This window comes from Bermanella marisrubri, from assembly GCF_012295615.1.
GTDB classification, from domain to species: Bacteria; Pseudomonadota; Gammaproteobacteria; order Pseudomonadales; family Oceanobacteraceae; genus Bermanella; species Bermanella marisrubri.
Window position 1 is genome coordinate 3,192,624 of record NZ_CP051183.1, and the last position, 21,137, is coordinate 3,213,760.

A 21,137-nucleotide genomic window follows, 5' to 3' on the forward strand; every position below is an offset into this window, starting at 1 on the left:
TGCAATGATTGCAGCCTTAATCGTTTAACGGGTATTAAGCAAACAGAAAGGAATTAGCCTTTCGCGCGTGATACGTATTCGCCAGAGCGCGTATCAATGCGCAATACTTCACCTTGCTCGATGAATAATGGTACACGCACAACTGCGCCTGTGGATAAGGTTGCTGGCTTAGAACCGCCTTGTGCTGTATCACCTTTCAAACCAGGGTCGGTTTCAGTCACTTCTAATTCAACAAAGTTTGGCGGAGTCACAGAGATAGGCTCGCCGTTGTATAGTGTAACCTCGTATTTCTCTTGTTCTTTCAACCAGTTCTTGGTGTCGCCAACGGCAGCTTCACTCGCACCATACTGTTCAAAAGAACCGTCAGTCGCCATGAAGTGATAAAATTCACCATCTGTGTACAGGTACTCTAGGTCGTAATCCATTACGTCAGCACCATCGAGTTTTTCACCCGACTTAAAGGTACGCTCCCATACACGACCGCTTTTTAGGTTGCGCAGTTTCACACGGTTAAAGGCTTGGCCCTTGCCAGGCTTTACATACTCGTTTTCTAGAATGGAACAAGGGTCGCCATCCAGCATTACTTTAAGACCGGATTTGAATTCGTTGGTAGAATAGCTAGCCATGAATCGTCTCTCTTAAATCAAACGCCCTGCGGATTCACATCTTACATGGGCAAACTTTACAAAAAGGGCGGCCATGATACCTTATTCCGCTCTCAATATGCAGGTTATTAACACGCAATATGCCCTCGGATTTAATCGCAACCGCAGCAAAATCAACCCCAGCAAGCTGGCAAAAGCAATTATCTCAAGCACAAATCAGTGCTCAAGACCTGCTAGAACAGTTAAGTATGCCACTTGAATTACTGGAAGGCGCAGAGCTTGGCGCGGCGCAATTCCCCATCCGCGTGCCGCAAAGCTTTATCGATCGCATAGAACCCGGTAATCCGCAGGACCCGCTATTTTTACAAATCTGGCCTTTTTCCGCTGAGGGAGAAACACCGCCATTAGGATTTGTGACGGATCCACTGGAAGAGAATGCTGCTAACCCGGTACCGGGCATTGTGCATAAGTATCAAGGACGTGTGCTTTTGATCGTAAACGGCAGCTGTGCGATTCATTGTCGCTATTGCTTTCGACGCCACTTCCCGTACGAAGATAATAACCTTAGCCTATCCGAATGGGAGCAAGCACTCACATACATCGAAAATAATCCATCTATTAACGAAGTCATTATGAGTGGAGGCGACCCCCTTAGCAGTAATGATAAGCGCCTGTTTAAACTCATTGACGCCATTGAGGCCATCCCTCATGTTACCCGCCTGCGCATTCACTCCCGTTTGCCAATCACCCTGCCCAACCGAATCACCCCAGACCTGTGCCAGCGCCTAGGCAGTAGTCGCCTTAATATCGTGATGGTGGTGCACGCCAATCATGGCAATGAAATCAGTCAAGACGTTCATAGCGCCATGACGCGATTGCGCTCAGAAAACATCCACTTACTGAATCAAACCGTATTGCTTAAAGGAATAAACGATACAACCCAAGCGTTGATCGATTTAAGCGAGCAATTATTTGCCGCGGGCGTAATGCCCTATTATTTGCATTTGCTGGATCCGGTAATTGGCGCCCATCATTACCATGTCGCCACAGATGTCGCACTGTCTTTAATGGACCAACTACAAGCACAGCTTCCGGGCTTTTTAGTGCCCAAGCTGGTAAGAGAAGTCCCCGGAGAGGCCAGTAAGACCCTGATTTATACGCAGAAACCGCCAAAATAGCGGGTTTTACCGCTTAAATCCGCCGTTTGAATGGCGAATAGCGACGTTAGTGATTACTATGTAAAAGACGGAGTTCTATATTCCTGTCGGTACTTAAGGATAAGAAGACACAGCGCAGAATAATAATAGGGGATGTTATCTTGCTGGCTGATATCAACGAGAGAGCGAACATGGAAGGGCAAAAGTCGCCAATACGCATTGCTGTACCCAAAATACAGCAGAGCAAGTTGTCGTTCTGTGATGGTTCACTAGACGGCTTCGAAGCATGGACAAACTCATTGCCCATGGCGAACACCGGTGCCGCCGCGAAACTCCTCTTTCAAGCTAGCCGCGAACTCAACGTGACTCGCATCCCCCCCATCAAGCGCTACAAAATGCTTGAAATTATTCGTAATGCGATTTACGACATTTGTGAAGTTTTAAACAAACGCATCCTAAGTCAATCGATCAAACTGGGTGAAAGTGATTTAAAAGTCTTCACCCTTGCACAAACCCTACAAAATCAACTCGCCATTGGTTACAAGCACATTGTACTCGATGAAATTGCGCAAGGCCCTGGCAAAGAAACCAAGGCTTTAACATTTGCTATTCACCGCGCCATTGCGGACTTAAGCCAAACGATTTTAAGAGCGTATCAGTTGTATAGCCCTGCGCCTGCAAATGCTTGGTTGGAGCTTCACCAACTTTACGGTCTTGCAGAAGCCAAGCGTATTCATGAATATTCGGTCAAAGATAACCGAGGCAAATACGTTTCCGCTTGTTCCATTACCGATGCCTATGTTCGTACGCTGTTATTAGGATGCGCCAAACCCAACCAATTACGCCAAAAAGAATTAAGCTTGCTCTACGCGGCCACGGAACTGTGGACCAGCTTAGTCAAAGTCTCCATTGGTAGCGATAAGCAATCTTTATTTATTTTGGCGCAGCACAAAGATCATGCACCGGTATATCGTTCGCTAATAAAAAGCCTACCCAGTGGAGTCAGCCGCGGTTTAAATCCCAGTAACTTAGCAACCGCTTTGCAAAAGCATTTAAATAAAGAAAGTTCTGGCATCACGGTTCCTGGTAACTTGAGTGATGCATTGGTGAATCACATTGCCAATGCTTGGGGAGCAATGGTGCAACGCAGCTTCCATCGCACTCAGCATTCCGGCCAAGCAGAAATTGCAATCGGTTTATTGGCTTGCCACTATTTTTGTGCAGAAGAAAAAAGCTTTCCCTTCCTACTTAAATCTTGGAACATGGATCTACCCGAGAAAAAGAAAAGTAGTAAAAAAGCCAGCATGGACGTTTGGGATCAAAGCTTCGATGCAGGTGGTAGCGGTTTTGATAGTGATGCTATCGAATTCGATAGTATCTCGTTTATTAGTAAACATGGTGACAAAGAAGAACCGGATACTGGACCTAAAGGTACTGCCATCGTTTCAAAAATATTGGACACGAGCCCCGGAGGTTACGGTATCGCTATCGACAACCCTCCCGCCAGCGTTCAAACCGGTGAGCTGGTTGTGATAAAAGAACCCAAAATGCTGAACTGGTCTTTAGGTTGTATTCGCTGGATTCGCTCGCAAAAAGATCAACCGACACAATTAGGCATTGAATTAATTGCACCCAAGGCAGAAGCCATCGCCGCTCGCATACTTAATAAAACCGGTGAAAACGGTGAGTTTTTACGTGGTCTACGCATTCCCGCTTTACCGGCTGCCGGCCAAGATGCCACGCTTGTATTGCCAATTATGCCTTTCAAAGTAGGCTCTAAAGCCGAGATTATGGATGGCATCCAGCAGCAAAAAGTTCAGCTACTGCAACGCCACAATACTTCTCGCAGTTTTGTTCAATACAGCTACAACCCGCTTACTCAGCTTCTAAACAAGCAAAATCAAGCTGATGGCGGCGATGATGAATTTGCCTCTATCTGGGACAAACTGTAAAGCCGTTCAGTTTAGATTTCAGAAAATACTATCTAATACCGGTTTGCCCCTTATAGCGACTTGCACATCGCGCTATAATCAGAGGAAACCGAATTAGAACAAGATTAACTGGAAACCCCATATGCAGGCTAAAGAAGCGATTCGTTTGCTGATTTGTAGTGAATCGCAGCACGAAGCGGAAACCCTAACCAGCCTGTTACGCAACGCTGGCCATGCGACTCGTGCCAGCTTGGTACAGAGCATTGATGGCCTAAAAGAAAAACTGAACGAGCAAACATGGGATGTCTGCCTATGTCGGCTTGAGATGCAAGAAGTCACGGGCAAAGACGTGCTCAGTGAAATTCTGCGTCAGGGCAAAGATATTCCTACCATCTATTTCCATGATGATGTCGACAGCATTGCCGTAGAAAAAGCACTGAAAGGTGGTGCCGTCGATCTTGTACCCGCCGGAGAATATAACCATATTCTGCAAGTGGTCTTGCGTGAAATAAAAAACTTAAAACTGCGTCGTGAACTGCGCGAAGCAGAGGCCTTGTTGCGCGAAGCAGAAAAGCGCTGCCAAGTACTATTAGAAAGTGCGCAAGACGCTATCGCTTATGTGCAAGACGGAATGCATTTATTCGTCAATGACAGTTACGCCAATATCTTTGGCTATGAGGACGCAGACGATTTACTCACTATGCCGTTGATGGACATGGTCAGCACCAAAGACCAGGGACGTTTCAAAATTTTCTTGAAAGACTTTAATAGCGGCAAAACCCGTAGCGGCGAATTTCAATGCAAAATGCTCAATGTCGCCGACAAAGAAATTGATACACGCATGCTATTCGCCCGTGCGACCTACGACGATGAACCATGCATTCAAGTGATTATTCGCGCGAATACGGGGAACGCGGATCTCGAGCACAAGCTAAAACAAATCAGCTCTCAAGACCTGCTCACGGGTCTGTATAACAAGCAGTATTTTAATGAGCAGTTAGGCGACGCTGTTGACCAAGCGGTCATTGGTGGCGCCAAAGGTGCCATTGCCTACATTAATATCGATAACTTCGGTCAGTGCAAAGGCAGTATTGGTATCGAAGGCGCTGACCTTGTGATTTGCGATGTCGCTCATTTAATTCGCAGCAAGTGTCGCGAAGAAGACTTGGTGGCACGTATTGGTGAGGATGTTTTTGGAATCTTACTAAGCGGTAGCAACGCTGAACAAGCGCAAGGATTTGCAGAACATATCCGCAAAGCCATTGAAGAACATCTAGTGGCGGTAGATCAACGCACGATTCAAGTGACGGTGAGCATCGGTTTAGCACTAATCAACGATAGCTCCCGTAATCCAAAAGAAGTGCTTCAGCACGCCCATGAAGCCAGCTACCATGTGCGCAAATTAGAAGGCCACGACAAAGGCAATGGAGTTTATCTTTACAATCCTGCTCAATTGGCAGGTTCTGATAGTGAGCGCCTACAGGCTAAAGTTGAAGAAGCCATCAACGACAACAACTTTAAACTCTTATTCCAACCTGTGATCAATTTGCGCGACGAAGCAGGGGAACACTACGAAACTTTGCTGCGCCTTGTGGACGATGGTAGCGATGTTTCACCACAAGACTTCTTATCTGAGATTCCCACAGATTTGAAGCGCAAAGTAGACCGTTGGGTGATTCTTAATACAAGTAAGCGTTTAGCCAAGCAGCGCTCTGAGGGTAATGATACACGCTTGTTTATTAACCTCACCAACGAATCCTTGATCGATGAAAGCTTGATTCCTTGGTTACAAAAAGTCTTGCAAGCCAGCAAGGTTCCAAGTGGCTCAATGATTTTCCAGTTCTCTGAATCGGACGCCATCAATCACTTGAAGCAAGCCCAAGCCATGACCAAAACCCTTGCCAAACTGGGCTGTAAAGTGGCCATCACGCGCTTTGGTAGCGGTATCGATCCATTCAAGCTGTTTGAACACTTGCACGTGGACCTCGTCAAAATCGACGGCTCCTTTACCAAGGAACTTAATACCGACAAGGGTATGGATAGCTTGAAAGAGCTATTGGCCAAAATCGGTGAATACGAGAAAGCCTCCATTGTGCCGTTCGTGGAGAACGCCAATATCGTCGCGCAATTATGGACCAGTGGCGTGAGCTTTATTCAAGGGTACTACTTGCAAGGCCCGACTGAAGGCATGGATTACGAGTTTAACGACGAGTGATCCACCACATCGGCACCGAGACGCTCTAACTCTATGATCAGAGCGTCTCTATTTTCTGCACTTTTCTCGATTGCCTGAGATAGCTTAAGTATGCGCGTCTGTATTTCTTGAATACATTCTTTAAAAGCAAGCCGGCGTCGCGCTTCGTCGTCAATTTTAGAAGGATCTTCAAGCGTCCAATGCACCTCTAAAGCCTCGCCTGTCCAAGTTGGACATGTGCTTTGCGCGGCACTATCGCACACCATGATCACCATTTGCGGTTGAAAGTCCTCTACTTCCATCAAGCTTTTACTGCGCAAGCCTTGCGTACTCACACCAGCTTCAGCCAAGTGAAGCAAAGTATCTGGATGTACCTCTCCTGCAGGGTCACTACCCGCACTGGCTGCTTGGATATGAGGCAATTTGGCATGCTGGGCTAAGGCTTCTGACAAGATGCTGCGACAGCGATTGTGTGTACAGACGAATAGAATGCGCATAGGAAATCCTTGTTATTTCAGCATTGGTCGAGAATGCAACAAAAAGCTTACAGGTTTACAGTGGTTATCTGGAAAAGCTACCAACAAACTGGGATAATGCGCGCAATTTTTGTGCATACACACAAGTGCACTCACGCACTGAACACAGGTTTCCTGAATCTATGAAGCAAGAACTCACCAGCCTTATTGAACAAACTCTAGAATCATTGAAGCAAGCAGGCCAACTCCCTGCAGATGCCAGCCCAAAAATCATGGTGGATAACACCAAAGACAAAGCCCATGGGGACTATGCATCTAACATCGCCATGGTTAGCTCTAAAATGGCTGGCATGAATCCTCGTCAATGGGCAGAAGAGATTGTTAACGCCCTACCCGACAGCCCAATTCTCAAGCAGGCTGAAATCGCAGGACCAGGCTTTATCAACTTCTTTGTTACCGAAGCCGCTAGCTTCTCGGTAGTGGAAACTATTCTGGATGCCAAAGAGACGTTTGGCCACAACGATTCTGGTAAAGGCCAATCGGTACAAGTTGAATTTGTGAGCGCTAACCCGACGGGCCCTTTACACGTAGGTCATGGTCGTGGCGCAGCAGTGGGTGACTGTATTTCTCGCCTGTTGGAAGCCAACGGCTGGAAAGTCACTCGTGAGTTTTACTACAACGACGCGGGTGCTCAAATCGACAACCTTGCGCTATCCGTGCAGGCACGCTGCAAAGGGTTAACGCCCGACGATGCTGGCTGGCCTGAAGATGGCTATCGCGGTGAATACATTTTGGATCTAGCGAATAGTTTCATGAATGGCGATACCATTGAGAGCGCAGATCAAAGCTTTACTGGCACAAAAGACGCCGATGATCTCGAAGGTATCCGTCACTTTGCTGTGGCTTATTTGCGTCGCGAACAAGACTTAGATTTGAAAGCGTTTGAAGTAGACTTTGATGTGTACTTCCTTGAAAGTTCTTTATACGCCGATGGAAAAGTAGAAGAAACCGTACAAAACCTCATTAAAAACGGTTACACCTATGAAGATGGTGGCGCCCTGTGGTTAAAGACCACTGAATTTGGCGATGACAAAGACCGCGTTATGCGCAAAAAAGATGGTGGCTACACCTACTTCGTGCCAGACGTAGCCTATCACCAAAACAAATGGCAACGTGGTTTTAAAAAGGTCATCAACGAGCAAGGTGCGGATCACCACTCAACCATCACTCGAGTACGTGCTGGCCTTCAGGCACTACAAGCCGGCATTCCAGAGGGCTATCCTGACTATGTCTTGCACCAAATGGTAACGGTTATGAAAGGCGGCGAAGAAGTGAAAATTTCTAAGCGTGCCGGTAGCTATGTGACTCTGCGCGACTTGATTGATGAAGTGGGTCGTGATGCAACACGCTATTTCTTGGCTGCCCGTGCACCCAGCTCACAGCTCACTTTTGATATTGATTTGGCCCGTAGCCAATCTAACGATAACCCGGTCTATTACATTCAATATGCACACGCTCGTATTTGCAGCATTTTGCGCAAACTGGAAAGCGAAGGTCAGAGCTGGGATCAGCACAATGGTTTAAGCAAACTGGATCGTTTAGAAGAAGATCAAGAAAAACTACTGGCCAATAAACTAGCACGCTTCCCTGAAGTTGTTGCGATTGCCGGTGAACAAAGCGCTCCACACCAGGTCGCTAACTATTTGCATGAATTAGCCAGTGACTTCCACGGTTATTACAATAATCATAAAACCATTGTGGAAGATCAGGATCTAAGAGATGCACGCATTGCATTAACGCAAGCGGTACGTCAGGTTCTGTTTAATGGTCTATACCTTCTGGGCATTGCTGCACCAGAGGAAATGTAAGGGAGTTATTCATGGCAAAAGACGGTGGTCCCCGTTTAATTTGGATTTTTACACCGCTAGTAGCGCTTTCGTTTGCGGGTTTCTTGCTTTACCTCACCACTGTGCCAGCAGGCAATGATGTGGATAAAGTAACGCAAGAGCTCAATGAGCAAATGCAAAAAGCTCAACAGGCGCTCAAAGACAAAGGTAAAACTCTGGCTGAAGACGAACTGAAAGAACAAATCAAATCTCAGCTGCCCGAGGGGGTATCGGAAGATACAGCCAACAAGGTACTGGATAATTACCAGTTCTTCGAGATTTTGGAAAAAAGTGAAGTCAAAGTAGAAGAAGTCCCTGAATACAAATCTACACCAAAGGGGATGGATGCTGAAGGTAATCGTATCCAATATCAATTGCGTACAGGCTCATTTTCTTCAAGCGACGGTGCCGATCGTCAAAAAGCACAGTTGCTACTTAATGGCTTTAGCGTTGATATTCAACCCGCCGAAGTGAATGGCAAAACCTGGTATCGCGTATTCACTGGCCCTTTTGCTAATCGCTCTCAAATGAATAAGGCCCAAGACCAATTGGTGGAGCTGGGCATTAAAAGCGTTGTGATCAAGCAGACCATTCCTAAGCAAGCCAGCATGTAAGAAACCTTCGACTGTGGCGTCAGATAGGGAAAGACTATCCTATCGAGGGCGCCATGGGCCGAATTCTGATCTTCGTTACTATCTTATTTCCAACCTTGAGCTTCGCGGTTGAACTACCCAAGTTCACAGGAGTTATTGCTCCCGCCGTATTACACGAAGACTTGCCCTACCAGCAGATAGAGACTGAAACTCAAGCGTCTTTACTCATCCTCGGTCGCTTAGGTTCTGTATTTATTGAGGGTAATCGAGCGGGTTTACCTTTAAAGCGCTTTGCTTGGGGCAGTCTCAGCCTCATGGGACAATTGCGCACCCATCAATATTTGGATGCCAGTGAAACCACCCTCACCGATCAAGATCGTAAGCGAGCCATCGAGCTAGGTCCACAAGCTTCAATTCTGTTAGGTTCTGGCTATGTCGCTCAGGTGAGCCTTTTGCAAGATGTTAGCCAACGTCACGAAGCACAGGAACTGGAGGTGGCCGTATATAAGAGGTTTTCGGTGCTGGGTGGATTATGGGTGACGACATTGGCAGGCCAATATCAAAGCCAAGATTTAATGCAGTACTACGTAGGCACAGAACAATATAAGCCAGATGCAGAGTGGACCTACGAAGCAGAGCTATTAGGCCGCTATGATCTCAATCCTAACTGGAAACTGATTGTGGTTTATCGCCACTACCAACATGGTAGTGATTTCAACAACAGCCCTCTCACTAGCGGTGATACCACGAAGCGATTTGCTTTAGGTGTAGGCTATCAGTTTTAACTGGCTTGAATTTTCATAGAATACCCCCATTACGGTCCATTAACGTCAAATTATTTCCGTAGGTGGTATTTCCATATGACAACCATTCTAAGTGTGCGCCGCGAAGACGAAGTCGTCATGGGCGGTGATGGCCAAGTAAGTCTTGGCAATACCGTGATGAAAGGAAACGCGAGAAAAGTACGCACCTTATACGACGGTAAAGTCATCGCAGGATTTGCTGGTGCCACTGCCGACGCTTTTACTTTGTTTGAAAAGTTTGAAGGCCATTTGCAAAAGCACGGTGGGCATCTTACTCGGGCCGCGGTGGAAATGGCCAAAGAGTGGCGTAGTGATCGCGCATTGCGCAAACTTGAAGCCATCTTGGCAGTAGCCGACAAAGACGCCAGTTTAATCATTACGGGCAATGGCGATGTACTGGAACCCGAGGACAGTCTTATTGCTGTTGGCAGTGGAGGCAATTATGCCTTGGCTGCTGCAAAAGCGCTTTACCATGAGACAGATATGGGGGCTCGTGACATTGTGGAAAAAGGCTTAACCATAGCCGCAGATATATGTGTGTTTACCAACCACAATCTCACCATCGAAAGCCTAAAAATCAAATAACCGATTGCGATACCGAATATGAACAACGCTAACTTAACACCTGCTCAAATAGTCAAAGAACTGGATAAGCACATCGTTGGCCAATCCGTTGCTAAACGCTCGGTTGCCATCGCCTTACGTAACCGCTGGCGCCGCATGCAACTGCCAGAAGATTTTCGCAATGAAATTACGCCTAAGAATATCTTAATGATAGGCCCTACAGGCGTAGGTAAGACAGAGATTGCACGCCGCTTGGCAAAGCTTTCAAACGCACCTTTCATTAAGGTCGAAGCCACAAAATTTACTGAGGTTGGGTATGTGGGTCGAGACGTCGAAACCATTATTCGTGACCTTGTAGAAACGGGTTTCAAACTACTGCGCGAACAAGAGATGGCTAACGTCAGCGAACGCGCAAAAGAAGCAGCGGTTGAGCGTGTACTGGATGCCCTTTTGCGCCCTGCTCGCAACAGCTATGAAACAGAAGCCGATAAACCTGAAGATAGCAGCACTCGAATTTTATTCCGTAAAAAAGTTCTCAATGGCGAAATGGACGACAAGGAAATTGAAATTGATGTGGCACAGCCACAAGTGGGTGTGGAAATCATGGCGCCTCCAGGCATGGAAGACATGACCAACCAAATTCAAAGCATGTTCAGCAACTTGGGCGGCAGCAATAAAACCAATAAGCGCAAAATGAATGTGAAAGATGCGCTGAAAATGATTCAAGATGAAGAAGCCCACAACATGTTGAACATCGACGAATTGAAATCTCAGGCTGTGGAACTGGTTGAACAGAACGGCATCGTTTTCATTGATGAAATCGATAAAGTGGCCAAGCGCCAAGAAGCCGGTGGCGGTGATGTTAGCCGAGAAGGTGTACAGCGCGACCTCTTGCCTCTGATCGAAGGCTGCAGCGTGAGCACCAAATATGGCATGTTGAAAACTGACCATATTTTGTTTATTGCCTCTGGTGCGTTCCACTTAAGCAAGCCTTCGGATTTAATTCCAGAACTACAAGGTCGTCTTCCTATTCGTGTTGAATTAGAAGCCCTGACGCCAGATGACTTTAAACGCATTTTGACGGAGCCGAGTGCTTCTCTCACCGAACAGTACAAGGCATTACTAGGTACTGAGGGGTTAAGCGTTGAATTCACTGAAGATGGTATTGAGCGCCTTGCGCAAACCGCATTCAAAGTGAACGAGACGACAGAAAACATTGGTGCTCGACGCCTGCATACCATGATGGAACGCCTACTGGAAAAAGTCAGCTTTGATGCAGAGAGCTTGGCAACACAGTACAGTCAAACACCTCTGCAAATCAATGCAGCATTTGTAGATGAGCACTTAGGCGATATTGCTCAGGATGAAGATTTAAGTCGCTTCATTTTGTAATAACATCACCTTCGCTATATAACGAAAACGGTCCAAATGGGCCGTTTTTTCGTTTCTGATTCGCCAATCTCATTCTGCAGCGTTAGCTGGACTATACTGAGCATAGTGAGGTGAATTTATGCTAAAGCTTATTCCAACGCTGCTATGTGTTTTTGCTTTACTATCTGCATGCAGTTCGCTGCCAAAGACTAATCAACCAAATAATCTTCAGCTAGCGCGAGCTCAGCAAGGTTTGAATGTCTATGGCCAAGCCATTGCCAAACCCCTTAACTTAATCAGCAATGATGACGTGCTTTACCTCAGTGAGGATGCCAAGCAAGCACTATTCAAACACGTAAATCCAAAGTGGCGCAGCTCGCACAAATATAGAGCCCTAATCGATTGGCTCAAGAGTGGCGAGCAAACACTTATGCTGTACCGCAATGACTATACGCGTACAGCTATGCAAACGATCCGTCATGGTGTCGGTAACTGTTTATCATTAACCGCTGTGTTTTATGCCTATGCAAAGGCTCTCAATCTCAATGTGCAATTTAATCACGTCAAAGTTCCACCAAGATGGCAAATCAGTGAAAGCCAGAAAACCTTTTTGCGTTACGACCACGTTAATGCAAAAGTGATCTTGCCCTTTCATGGCGTAGAGTATGTGGATTTCAGCGCCGAAAATTTTCACCCTACAATGCCCATGCGTACTCTTTCTGAGAATGCCTTCAAAGCTTTATTTTTCGCTAATCGCAGTATCGAATACATGGTACAAGATGACGTGCTCTTAGCGTTTCGTCATGGGCTAGCGGCCGTTAACCTCGATCCACATAACAGCAATTTGTGGAACAACCTTGCCACCTTGTATCGACGTCTTGGCCATCACGATTTAGCAGAAATCAGTTATCAGCAAGCCATACACCTTAGCCCAAGCAACATTGTTGCTTGGAGCAATCTGGCATTCTTATATCGAGATAAAGGTGATATAGAAAAAGCCCAAGAAATCGATGAACTGGCCAACCCTTATCGTAATAATAATCCATACTATTTGGCATGGAAGGCACAAAATGCCAAGAAAAAAGGACAACTCAGTTTGGCGATGCGTTCATTAAAGCGAGCCATACAATTGAAATCTGATGTGCACTTTTTTTACCATCAACTAGCATCGATTCAAGTTGAAAACCAAGACCTAGCAGCCGCACTTAGAAATTATCGCAAAGCACTTCGCTTAACCGACCAACCAGCCTACCGGGAGCACTACATCGAGCAGCAAGCAGAATTAGAAAAACGATTGCAGCAAAGCACTTCCCATCGACTTTAATCTCGCTACAATAGTGGATTAAACGGACGTCAATACTGTCGCATCCCATTGGAGCCAAGTTCATGCGTGTAATCCTATTTCTTTGCTTATTTACGATCAGTGGTATTGCCTTAGCATTGACGGAATATGAAGCATGGCTGCAACAAACCCAAGACGAATTTGACAGTTATCTATCAGAACAGGACAAGGCTTTTAGTAATTTCATTAAACAGGATTGGGTTAAAAAGCAAATAGACCAGACTCCAGAGCGTGACTCTACACCAAAGCCGGTTAATATCCCCGAGGCACCTAGTAAACCAATCATTTCTATCCCAGAAGTAAAACCTGTTATTGACTCGAAACCCAAACCACCAGCGATAAATGTTTCTCCAGTCGCGCCTCCTGCAAAAAAACCAAACGCCCCTTCCATAAAAGTAGAGTTTCTAGGACACGCCTTAGAGATTCCTGGTAGCCAAACCATGGCGAGCTTCTCTTTCTACTCTGTGAACAACAAGAACATTGCTAATGGTTTTGAGCACCTAGCTAAGTCAACGTACGATAAAACACTGCAAGCGTTACAGCATTACCAATCCAAACTACGATTAGATAATTGGGCTTATGCCAATCTAGTACATGCTTTCGCCAGACAACTAACACGTGACGACAATAAGCAAACCTTAATCAACTGGTTCTTTTTATTAAAATCCAATTTTGATGTTCGGCTTGCTCATGATAAGCAAAAACTTATTTTACTAACCGCCAGTCCACAAACGCTTTATCGCGCAAGCTACTTCGTTTTCTCAGGCAAGCGCTACTACACATTGCGACCAGGTAGTACTCAGCATAATCATCGTGGTGCCGTTTACACTTATAAGCAACAGCATGACAGTGCCAGCCGTGAATTCATTATTAAGCCCAAACAGGCTCCACTGGTTGCAGGCCAATTCAAAATCCGAAAGTTAAAGTTTGCCGATCAAGTTATTGAGGTGCAGTATTCTGAGCCACACATTCAGCTACTTGATACCTACCCTCAGTTAGATATGGATATATATTTTAACTCTGGTTTGACTGACATCACGGCCAACTCTTTATTTAGTTATTTAAAAGCAATAACTCAGGGACAAAGTAAAGCGGAAGCGGCTCAAACTTTGTTAACATTTATTCATAGTGCTTTCCCTTATCAAACTGATCAGCAACAGTTCCAACAAGAAAACTATCTGTTCGCCACAGAGACCTTGTATTACCCCTACAGTGACTGCGAAGATCGCTCCGCTTTGTATGCCTATTTGCTGGACCAAATACTCGACATAAGGAGTATCGGCCTCTTGTATGATGGCCATGTGGCCACGGCCATTGCAGTAAATGGTATAGAAGGAGACCATGTACCATTTAATGGAACTCAGTATGTGGTTGCCGATCCGACTTATATCAATGCGAAACTTGGCATGACAATGCCGCGCTATAAAAATGCGCAACCGACCATTATAAAATACGAATAAAAACGGAAACTTTTACATGTCATCAAATTCACCCCACATTGTTATCGCAGGAGCGGGTAGTGTTGGCTGCTATGTTGGTGGTCGTTTAGCTCATGGGGGGGCGCGCGTTAGCTTTCTTGCTCGCGAGCGTATTCAGAATGATATCGACCTACATGGAATGAAAGTAAGTGATTGGCAAGGCTACTCAGCTAATTTAGACCCATCTAGCATCGAAATTAGTTCTCACGATCGAATACTAAAAGATGCCGATATTATTATTGTCAGCGTGAAAAGCCGAGATACGTTAGCCATGGCACAAACCATTAAACGTTCTGGTAATACAACAGCAACTATCTTTAGCTTTCAGAACGGTGTCGGTAATGTTGCGGTGCTAAAAACGGAACTGCCTGAACATACCATCATGCCAGTCATGGTTCCTTATAATGTTTTATACACCCCAGGGTCCAAGAACAAAGCCGCTCATTTTCATTGCGGCACAGAGGGTACGCTTTTCTGCCAAAACGACAGTGCATCAGAAACCTTGATGTTAGCTGCTCAGCAAGCTGGATTAGCCATGGAGTACAAACCAAACATGGTGAATATTCTTTGGAGTAAGCTACTGCTTAATCTAAATAATCCTATCAATGCATTAGCCGGTATTCCGCTCAAGCAGCAGCTAGAAGATAAGCATTACCGCAAAATTTTTCGCCTTGCCATTCAGGAAGGTTTAGCCGTGTTACGTTCTGCTGGTATCAATCCTGGACAAGTCGCTGCCGTTCCTATGGGACTTGTCCCCGTTGTCTTGGCTCTACCCACTTTCTTATTCAAACGGGTTGCCCAAAAAATGTTGGCCATTGACCCAGAAGCACGTTCAAGTATGTGGGAGGACTTGCAAAATAGACGACCAGTAGAAGTGGACTACATTACCGGAGAGCTTGTAAAGCTAGGCCAACAAGTGAATGTGCCAACCCCGGTAAACAGTAAACTCATCGAGCTAGTTAAAACCGCCCATGCTATGGGACAAGGCAGTCCTTGTATTGATAGCATGACTCTATTAAATCAAGTTGAAGCTGAGCAGTCTCATGTCTGATATCCCAAGTCACATCAAATTTCACAAGCAAAGCCAAATGTTAGAGCTATGCTGGCAAGCCGACTGTTATCAAATGAGTGCCGAGTTTTTGCGTGTCCATAGTCCCAGTGCTGAAGTGCGTGGACATGGCGTGGGCAATGAAGTTCTTCAAACAGGAAAAAAGGATGTGCGTATTCTCAAACTGGAACCGGTTGGAAACTACGCCTTAAAAATCAGTTTTGATGACAGTCATGATTCAGGCTTGTTTAACTGGTCTTACCTGAAACAACTGGCAGCCGAACAAGCGAAATTCTGGCAGGCGTATTTGGACAAATTACAAGCTGCTGGTGCAAGTAGAGAAGCCAAAACCATTCAATTTAAATCGGTGGATTAATCTCATCTTTCGCTATTTACTTGAGCCTTTTCATCAGAATCGACGTATATCAAGACATAGCGCCTCAACCTCGCTAAAATAGCGACAAATATCAGAGAGAAGTGTCCATGTCTGAGGAAAAAACCACGCACTTTGGTTACGAAACCGTGGCCAGAGAGGAAAAACAAGGCAAAGTCGCCGAAGTCTTTCACAGTGTTGCCGCAAAGTACGACCTAATGAACGATCTTATGTCGTTTGGTATTCATCGTCTTTGGAAGCGTTTCACCATGGAGTTTACCGGTGTGCGCAAAGGTGATTCTGTACTGGATATTGCTGGTGGCACCGGCGATCTCACCATGAAGTTCTCGGATTTAGTCGGCCCTGAGGGGCGAGTGGTTCTAGCCGATATTAATGAATCCATGCTCAGAGTCGGACGTGATCGCCTATTAGACAAGGGCTACAGCGGGAATATTGAATGCGTACAAGCCAATGCTGAATCTTTACCTTTCGATGATAACAGCTTCGATGTTATCACTATGGCATTTGGTCTGCGCAATGTAACGGATAAAGACCAAGCACTTCGCGAATTCAATCGTGTGTTGAAACCCGGCGGCCGTTTATTGGTATTGGAGTTCTCAAAAACCAACAATCCGTTGTTAAGCAAAGCCTATGACTTCTATAGTTTCTCGGCGTTACCACTTATGGGTAAAATCATTACCAACGATGCCGACAGTTATCGCTATTTGGCGGAGTCCATTCGCATGCATCCGGATCAAGACACACTTAAGGCCATGTTTGAACAAGCAGGCTTCGCTAACTGTGAATACCACAACTTAACCGGTGGTATTGTGGCCCTGCATAAAGGCATCAAGCCCTAGGAATCTCTTATGGACGCCACTTTGATTCAAGCCGGTCTCAGTCTTGCTGAAACAAGTATCAAGCAAGCATTGCAATACGATCCAGCCAGCAAGCAGGCGCTGGCTGAACTCGGCGGACGTTGCCTTGCGATACACATCAGTTCTCCTGATATCACGCTCTTTATGAACTTTATGGACAATGGCGAGGTTCGCTTGGCTCAACATCAAGAGCATGACGCAGACACTTTGCTCAGTGGTGAGCTATCTGCCTTTTTGAATTTGGCCAGAGCCAGCGACAAGCAAGCTGCGCTCATGAAAAGTGATATTCACATTAAAGGCTCAAGCCAACTAGCCATGTCTGTGGCCAATATTATGGCCAACTTGGATATCGACTTTGAAGCCATGGTCGCTAAATTTACAGGCCCTGTGGCCGCCCATATGCTGGGCAAAAACCTGCGCAAGCTGGGCTCATGGTTAAAAGCCAGTGGCGACAAATTCAAGCAAGACAGTGTTGAATATGTGCGTGATGAATTGGCGCTAGCGCCCCATGCTTTAGAAGGCGAACAGCGCTTTAGCCAGATTCACAAACTAAAACTCGATACCGAACGTTTACAAGCGCGTATCGAGCGCCTAAAACAAAAAATCAAATAAGACGAACCAAGATGCAGCAATTGCGACGCCTGATTACCATCGCCTACGTGTTCATTAAATACCGTTTAGATGACTTTGTACCCGTGCATCTTTTGCCTTGGTATCTACGCCTTGCATTCTATTTGGCACCTTGGCGTCTTAATCCACTTCCGAAACGCATGCCCAAAGAAAAACGACTGCGTTTAGCATTAATTAAATTAGGGCCAATTTTTATTAAGTTTGGGCAAATTCTTTCTACTCGCCGTGACTTATTATCACCAAAACTGGCTGCAGAACTCGCCAAACTACAAGATAAGGTTCCACCCTTTTCTTCTCGCTTGGCGAAAAACATCATTGAACAAGCGCTTGAAGATGATGTTAGTAAAATCTTTGCTCGCTTTGATACTGATCCTTTAGCAAGTGCTTCTATCGCGCAAGTGCATGCAGCCCAATTGTTAAGCGGTGAAGAAGTCGTCGTAAAAGTGATACGCCCAAACATTGAAAGAACCATCGAAAAAGACATTCGCTTGATGCTAGTTGCGGCGCGTTTGTTTCAACGCTACGCCCGTGACGGCAAGCGCTTAAAGCCCATCGAAGTAGTTGAAGATTATCGCCATACCATTTTTGGTGAACTAGATTTAATGTCGGAAGCAGCAAACTGCGCACAATTACGTCGCAACTTCCAAGACAGCCCTTTGCTCTATGTGCCTGACGTTTATTGGGATTGGTGTCGCGAGAACGTCATGGTGCAAGAACGTATTTATGGCACACCCATTGGTGATGTGGAAACCCTAATTAGCAAAGGCACTAACATGAAAGTCTTGGCCGAACGCGGCGTGGAGATATTCTTTCGCCAAGTATTCCAAGACAGCTTTTTTCATGCGGATATGCATCCTGGCAATATCTTTGTGGATTGCCAAGATCCAGAAAGCCCACGCTATATCGCTATTGATTGCGGCATCGTCGGAACACTGAGTGAGGTGGATCAAGACTATCTAGCACGCAACCTTCTGGCTTTCTTTAATCAAGATTATCACGAAGTAGCTCGTCTACATGTAGAATCTGGCTGGGTAGGAGCTGAAACTCGTATCAATGAATTTGAAGGCGCTATCCGCAGTGTATGCGAACCAATTTTTGAAAAGCCTTTAGAAGAAATCAGCTTTGGTCAATTATTACTGCGCCTATTCCAAGTGGCACGCCGCTACAATATGGAAGTGCAACCTCAACTCGTCTTATTGCAAAAGACCTTGCTGAACATTGAAGGCTTAGGTCGCCAACTTTATCCACAGTTAGACCTTTGGAGTACTGCCAAGCCGTATTTAGAAAGCTGGATGAAGCGTCGAATGGGTCCGCAAGCCATCTGGCAAGAAATTAAACGCCAAGCCCCTGCATGGATCGCCCATGGTCCACAAATGCCCGAACTTATTCGCAATAGCCTAATTAGCTTTAATCAATATCCGCAACATCAAGCGCAACTGAATAAACGTTTAGAAAACATCGAGTCCTCATTAGACGGCCAAGCAAAAGGTCGCAAACACAGAGCAGTAGGCACCCTTGTGGCGGCTCTTGGGCTGGTCAGCCTGCATACGCCCTACATGTGGGATGCACAAGCCAGTAGTTCTCTCATTGCGCTTGGCATTGCTTGGATCCTGCTGCGTGGTTAGTTTTTCCCAATGGCTCAATTTGCGGTATGATTCAACGCAAATGAACAGGATACGGCACAGACTATGAGTCAGGTATTAAGCGAGCTAGGCAAGATTCTAGAAGAGCGCAAAGCGGCAGATGCTGAAAAGTCCTATGTGGCTAGCCTTTATCGCAGTGGCCTCAATAAGATTCTCGAAAAAGTAGGCGAAGAAGCCACTGAGACCATCATTGCTGCTAAAGATGCTAAAACCAACGGCAACAATGAAGAAGTCATCTATGAAACCGCTGACCTTTGGTTCCATACTCTTGTTATGCTATCTGAGCTAGGAGAAGGCCCAGAAGCGGTTATCGCTGAACTCGAACGCCGCTTTGATCTATCCGGTTTAGAAGAAAAAGCGAATCGGACGAAGAAGTAATCGCCATGAGCCAATGTATTTTTTGCAGCATCATTGCAGGTGATATTCCTGCTAACAAAGTGTACGAAGATGACCATGTATTGGCGTTTCATGACATTGCTCCTAAAGCAGAAACCCATATTCTGGTGATTCCAAAAACGCATATTGTAAATTTGCCCGATGTGAAAGAGGATCAATGGCCGCTTGTCACTAAGGTGTTACAAAGCATCAATACAATCGCCGAGCAAGAAAAGCTAGAAGGGTTTCGTGTGATCACCAATAATGGTGAAAAAGGCGGACAAGAAGTTTTTCACATGCACTGGCATGTTTTGGCAGGAAAAAGCCTGCCCGGTTTTTAAATAGGAGAATCCCATGTTAGGTGGTATCAGCATTTGGCAGCTACTGATTATTTTAGTGGTTGTAATTTTAATCTTCGGCACAAAGAAACTACGCACTCTGGGTGGTGATCTAGGCGGCGCTGTAAAAGGCTTTAAAAAAGCCATGAGTGACGAGGAGAAAAACAAAGAAACCGATAAACTCGAAGCGAAAGAGCAAGATGCGCAGTTTTCAGAGAAGCACGACGAATCTGAAAAAGACAAAACCAAGTAGGCTAATACCGTATGTTTGATATTGGCTTTGCCGAGTTGCTCATTGTTGGCGTACTGGCCCTAATTGTATTAGGTCCAGAGCGCTTGCCTAAAGCAGCGCGCACTGTGGGTCTCTTCATCGGGCGTATTCGACGCACCATGAGTGGTATACAACAGGAAATTGAGCAAGAAGTTCGCAATCAAGAAATTCGCGAGAAACTCAAGGATCCGATGCGTACCTACTTAAGCGAAGAAGAATTAAATCGCCGCTACGAAGAGTACCAAGAGTCACCGACGAGTGGCGAATCGCAAACCAGTCTTACACCACCTGAAAGCACTCCGACAAAAGATCAGGATCGCCAATAGATCATGGCCAAGCAAAGCAAAGAAGAAAAAGCGCGCATGCAGCAAGAACAGCCGCTTATTAGTCATTTAATTGAGCTGCGCAATCGTTTGCTTAAATCATTACTTCTGGTGTTGATTGTATTTGCCGGTCTTTATAGCTTTTCTAACGAGCTATATTTGATAGTTTCTCAGCCATTGAAAGACTTATTACCTGAACAAAGCTCAATGATTGCGACTGGGGTGGCCTCGCCTTTTCTGGTCCCCTTCAAATTATCCTTGTTTGCTGCCGTTTTTCTAGCGATCCCGTTTATTTTGCATCAGGCATGGGCGTTTATTAGCCCAGGTCTTTATCAAAATGAAAAACGCTTTGCCATTCCATTGCTATTAAGCAGTATCCTGCTGTTTTATGCCGGCATAGCCTTCGCTTATTTTATCGTATTGCCTATCGTGTTTGGCTTTTTTACGGCTATTGGGCCAGAAGGCGTGAGTTTTTTACCCGATATCAATAATATCCTTAATTTCATCTTAAAAATATTTTTTGCCTTTGGCATCGCGTTTGAAATACCTGTGGCCACTTTACTTATGATCATGGCTGGTATTACCACAGTAGAAAGCCTCAAAGAAAAACGCCCGTACATCTTCATTGGTTGCTTTGTGGTAGGAATGCTAGTGACACCGCCGGATGTCATTAGTCAGACTGTATTGGCCTTGCCTATGTATCTATTGTTTGAGGCGGGTATTTTGTTCGGCAATCTTGTGCAAAAACGCAAAACTGATTCTGCGGAAGACGAGCAAACCTCTTTATAATTTTTTGTAACAAGCTATCTGACCTTGTAGACAGGTTTTACCCCTCTGTGGGAGAATTCGCCGCTAATT

22 protein-coding genes are annotated in these 21,137 nt (G+C 45.6%); 20 read left to right on the forward strand and 2 right to left on the reverse strand.

What is annotated here, in order from left to right:
• Window positions 1-53: 53 nt before the first annotated feature.
• Entirely contained in the window at window positions 54-626 is a 573-nt protein-coding gene (gene efp / locus HF888_RS14885; RefSeq protein ID WP_007018394.1) for an elongation factor P, read from the reverse strand.
• Between the two features lie 119 nt (window positions 627-745).
• Between efp and epmB the strand changes: the two genes are divergently transcribed.
• The 3 genes from epmB to HF888_RS14900 all read left to right on the forward strand — a co-directional run bounded on the left by epmB (window position 746) and on the right by HF888_RS14900 (window position 5,908).
• The gene (epmB, locus tag HF888_RS14890) at window positions 746-1,783 is read left to right on the forward strand and encodes an EF-P beta-lysylation protein EpmB (protein WP_007018395.1); all 1,038 of its coding nucleotides are present in this window, start codon (window positions 746-748) and stop codon (window positions 1,781-1,783) included.
• A 170-nt stretch (window positions 1,784-1,953) separates the two neighbouring features.
• On the forward strand, window positions 1,954-3,714 hold the full coding sequence (locus HF888_RS14895; protein ID WP_007018396.1) for a hypothetical protein: 1,761 nt from the start codon (window positions 1,954-1,956) through the stop codon (window positions 3,712-3,714).
• Window positions 3,715-3,835: 121 nt separating this feature from the next.
• Window positions 3,836-5,908 (forward strand): EAL domain-containing response regulator, encoded by a 2,073-nt coding sequence (locus tag HF888_RS14900; RefSeq protein WP_007018397.1) that lies wholly within the window; start codon window positions 3,836-3,838, stop codon window positions 5,906-5,908.
• Here HF888_RS14900 and HF888_RS14905 read toward each other — a convergent pair.
• A complete protein-coding gene (locus HF888_RS14905; RefSeq protein WP_007018398.1) occupies window positions 5,887-6,384 on the reverse strand; it encodes an arsenate reductase ArsC in 498 nt (165 codons plus the stop codon). The genes HF888_RS14900 and HF888_RS14905 overlap by 22 nt on opposite strands.
• Before the next feature lie 161 nt (window positions 6,385-6,545).
• Here HF888_RS14905 and argS point away from each other — a divergent pair, with 161 nt between their 5' ends.
• The 17 genes from argS to tatC all read left to right on the forward strand — a co-directional run bounded on the left by argS (window position 6,546) and on the right by tatC (window position 21,068).
• Window positions 6,546-8,231: an arginine--tRNA ligase gene (gene argS, locus HF888_RS14910; RefSeq protein ID WP_040297913.1), complete on the forward strand. Its 1,686-nt coding sequence runs from the start codon at window positions 6,546-6,548 to the stop codon at window positions 8,229-8,231.
• A gap of 11 nt (window positions 8,232-8,242) precedes the next feature.
• The gene (locus tag HF888_RS14915; protein WP_007018400.1) at window positions 8,243-8,863 is read left to right on the forward strand and encodes an SPOR domain-containing protein; all 621 of its coding nucleotides are present in this window, start codon (window positions 8,243-8,245) and stop codon (window positions 8,861-8,863) included.
• Window positions 8,864-8,916: 53 nt separating this feature from the next.
• Window positions 8,917-9,627, forward strand: a complete 711-nt coding sequence (locus HF888_RS14920; protein ID WP_007018401.1) for a MipA/OmpV family protein — start codon at window positions 8,917-8,919, stop codon at window positions 9,625-9,627.
• Between the two features lie 75 nt (window positions 9,628-9,702).
• Window positions 9,703-10,230, forward strand: coding sequence for an ATP-dependent protease subunit HslV (gene hslV, locus HF888_RS14925; protein WP_007018402.1), 528 nt, complete (start codon window positions 9,703-9,705; stop codon window positions 10,228-10,230).
• A gap of 18 nt (window positions 10,231-10,248) precedes the next feature.
• Window positions 10,249-11,601: an ATP-dependent protease ATPase subunit HslU gene (hslU, locus tag HF888_RS14930; RefSeq protein WP_007018403.1), complete on the forward strand. Its 1,353-nt coding sequence runs from the start codon at window positions 10,249-10,251 to the stop codon at window positions 11,599-11,601.
• A gap of 118 nt (window positions 11,602-11,719) precedes the next feature.
• Complete coding sequence (locus tag HF888_RS14935) at window positions 11,720-12,904, forward strand: tetratricopeptide repeat protein (RefSeq protein WP_007018404.1); 1,185 nt, start codon at window positions 11,720-11,722, stop codon at window positions 12,902-12,904.
• Window positions 12,905-12,966: 62 nt separating this feature from the next.
• Window positions 12,967-14,382, forward strand: a complete 1,416-nt coding sequence (locus HF888_RS14940; RefSeq protein ID WP_007018405.1) for an SPOR domain-containing protein — start codon at window positions 12,967-12,969, stop codon at window positions 14,380-14,382.
• Between the two features lie 16 nt (window positions 14,383-14,398).
• A complete protein-coding gene (locus HF888_RS14945) occupies window positions 14,399-15,451 on the forward strand; it encodes a 2-dehydropantoate 2-reductase (RefSeq protein WP_007018406.1) in 1,053 nt (350 codons plus the stop codon).
• Window positions 15,444-15,824 (forward strand): gamma-butyrobetaine hydroxylase family protein, encoded by a 381-nt coding sequence (locus tag HF888_RS14950; RefSeq protein WP_007018407.1) that lies wholly within the window; start codon window positions 15,444-15,446, stop codon window positions 15,822-15,824. The genes HF888_RS14945 and HF888_RS14950 overlap by 8 nt, the downstream gene beginning before the upstream one ends.
• Window positions 15,825-15,931: 107 nt before the next feature.
• Window positions 15,932-16,681: a bifunctional demethylmenaquinone methyltransferase/2-methoxy-6-polyprenyl-1,4-benzoquinol methylase UbiE gene (ubiE, locus tag HF888_RS14955; protein ID WP_007018408.1), complete on the forward strand. Its 750-nt coding sequence runs from the start codon at window positions 15,932-15,934 to the stop codon at window positions 16,679-16,681.
• 9 nt (window positions 16,682-16,690) lie between these two features.
• The gene (locus tag HF888_RS14960) at window positions 16,691-17,311 is read left to right on the forward strand and encodes a ubiquinone biosynthesis accessory factor UbiJ (RefSeq protein ID WP_007018409.1); all 621 of its coding nucleotides are present in this window, start codon (window positions 16,691-16,693) and stop codon (window positions 17,309-17,311) included.
• 11 nt (window positions 17,312-17,322) lie between these two features.
• A complete protein-coding gene (ubiB, locus tag HF888_RS14965; protein ID WP_007018410.1) occupies window positions 17,323-18,954 on the forward strand; it encodes a ubiquinone biosynthesis regulatory protein kinase UbiB in 1,632 nt (543 codons plus the stop codon).
• Between the two features lie 63 nt (window positions 18,955-19,017).
• On the forward strand, window positions 19,018-19,350 hold the full coding sequence (locus tag HF888_RS14970) for a phosphoribosyl-ATP diphosphatase (RefSeq protein ID WP_007018411.1): 333 nt from the start codon (window positions 19,018-19,020) through the stop codon (window positions 19,348-19,350).
• A 5-nt stretch (window positions 19,351-19,355) separates the two neighbouring features.
• On the forward strand, window positions 19,356-19,688 hold the full coding sequence (locus HF888_RS14975; protein WP_007018412.1) for a histidine triad nucleotide-binding protein: 333 nt from the start codon (window positions 19,356-19,358) through the stop codon (window positions 19,686-19,688).
• Between the two features lie 13 nt (window positions 19,689-19,701).
• Window positions 19,702-19,938 carry a Sec-independent protein translocase subunit TatA gene (gene tatA, locus HF888_RS14980; RefSeq protein WP_007018413.1) on the forward strand — a complete coding sequence of 79 codons (237 nt, stop codon included), beginning with the start codon at window positions 19,702-19,704 and terminating at the stop codon, window positions 19,936-19,938.
• An 11-nt stretch (window positions 19,939-19,949) separates the two neighbouring features.
• Window positions 19,950-20,282 carry a Sec-independent protein translocase protein TatB gene (tatB, locus tag HF888_RS14985; protein WP_007018414.1) on the forward strand — a complete coding sequence of 111 codons (333 nt, stop codon included), beginning with the start codon at window positions 19,950-19,952 and terminating at the stop codon, window positions 20,280-20,282.
• A 3-nt stretch (window positions 20,283-20,285) separates the two neighbouring features.
• Entirely contained in the window at window positions 20,286-21,068 is a 783-nt protein-coding gene (gene tatC, locus HF888_RS14990; RefSeq protein WP_007018415.1) for a twin-arginine translocase subunit TatC, read from the forward strand.
• Window positions 21,069-21,137: the final 69 nt, after the last annotated feature.

Coding starts and splice junctions, on each gene's coding strand:
- efp (WP_007018394.1), bottom strand. CDS start 626: ATGGCTAGCTATTCTACCAACGAATTCAAATCCGGTCTTAAAGTAATG.
- epmB (WP_007018395.1), top strand. CDS start 746: ATGCCCTCGGATTTAATCGCAACCGCAGCAAAATCAACCCCAGCAAGC.
- HF888_RS14895 (WP_007018396.1), top strand. CDS start 1,954: ATGGAAGGGCAAAAGTCGCCAATACGCATTGCTGTACCCAAAATACAG.
- HF888_RS14900 (WP_007018397.1), top strand. CDS start 3,836: ATGCAGGCTAAAGAAGCGATTCGTTTGCTGATTTGTAGTGAATCGCAG.
- HF888_RS14905 (WP_007018398.1), bottom strand. CDS start 6,384: ATGCGCATTCTATTCGTCTGTACACACAATCGCTGTCGCAGCATCTTG.
- argS (WP_040297913.1), top strand. CDS start 6,546: ATGAAGCAAGAACTCACCAGCCTTATTGAACAAACTCTAGAATCATTG.
- HF888_RS14915 (WP_007018400.1), top strand. CDS start 8,243: ATGGCAAAAGACGGTGGTCCCCGTTTAATTTGGATTTTTACACCGCTA.
- HF888_RS14920 (WP_007018401.1), top strand. CDS start 8,917: ATGGGCCGAATTCTGATCTTCGTTACTATCTTATTTCCAACCTTGAGC.
- hslV (WP_007018402.1), top strand. CDS start 9,703: ATGACAACCATTCTAAGTGTGCGCCGCGAAGACGAAGTCGTCATGGGC.
- hslU (WP_007018403.1), top strand. CDS start 10,249: ATGAACAACGCTAACTTAACACCTGCTCAAATAGTCAAAGAACTGGAT.
- HF888_RS14935 (WP_007018404.1), top strand. CDS start 11,720: ATGCTAAAGCTTATTCCAACGCTGCTATGTGTTTTTGCTTTACTATCT.
- HF888_RS14940 (WP_007018405.1), top strand. CDS start 12,967: ATGCGTGTAATCCTATTTCTTTGCTTATTTACGATCAGTGGTATTGCC.
- HF888_RS14945 (WP_007018406.1), top strand. CDS start 14,399: ATGTCATCAAATTCACCCCACATTGTTATCGCAGGAGCGGGTAGTGTT.
- HF888_RS14950 (WP_007018407.1), top strand. CDS start 15,444: ATGTCTGATATCCCAAGTCACATCAAATTTCACAAGCAAAGCCAAATG.
- ubiE (WP_007018408.1), top strand. CDS start 15,932: ATGTCTGAGGAAAAAACCACGCACTTTGGTTACGAAACCGTGGCCAGA.
- HF888_RS14960 (WP_007018409.1), top strand. CDS start 16,691: ATGGACGCCACTTTGATTCAAGCCGGTCTCAGTCTTGCTGAAACAAGT.
- ubiB (WP_007018410.1), top strand. CDS start 17,323: ATGCAGCAATTGCGACGCCTGATTACCATCGCCTACGTGTTCATTAAA.
- HF888_RS14970 (WP_007018411.1), top strand. CDS start 19,018: ATGAGTCAGGTATTAAGCGAGCTAGGCAAGATTCTAGAAGAGCGCAAA.
- HF888_RS14975 (WP_007018412.1), top strand. CDS start 19,356: ATGAGCCAATGTATTTTTTGCAGCATCATTGCAGGTGATATTCCTGCT.
- tatA (WP_007018413.1), top strand. CDS start 19,702: ATGTTAGGTGGTATCAGCATTTGGCAGCTACTGATTATTTTAGTGGTT.
- tatB (WP_007018414.1), top strand. CDS start 19,950: ATGTTTGATATTGGCTTTGCCGAGTTGCTCATTGTTGGCGTACTGGCC.
- tatC (WP_007018415.1), top strand. CDS start 20,286: ATGGCCAAGCAAAGCAAAGAAGAAAAAGCGCGCATGCAGCAAGAACAG.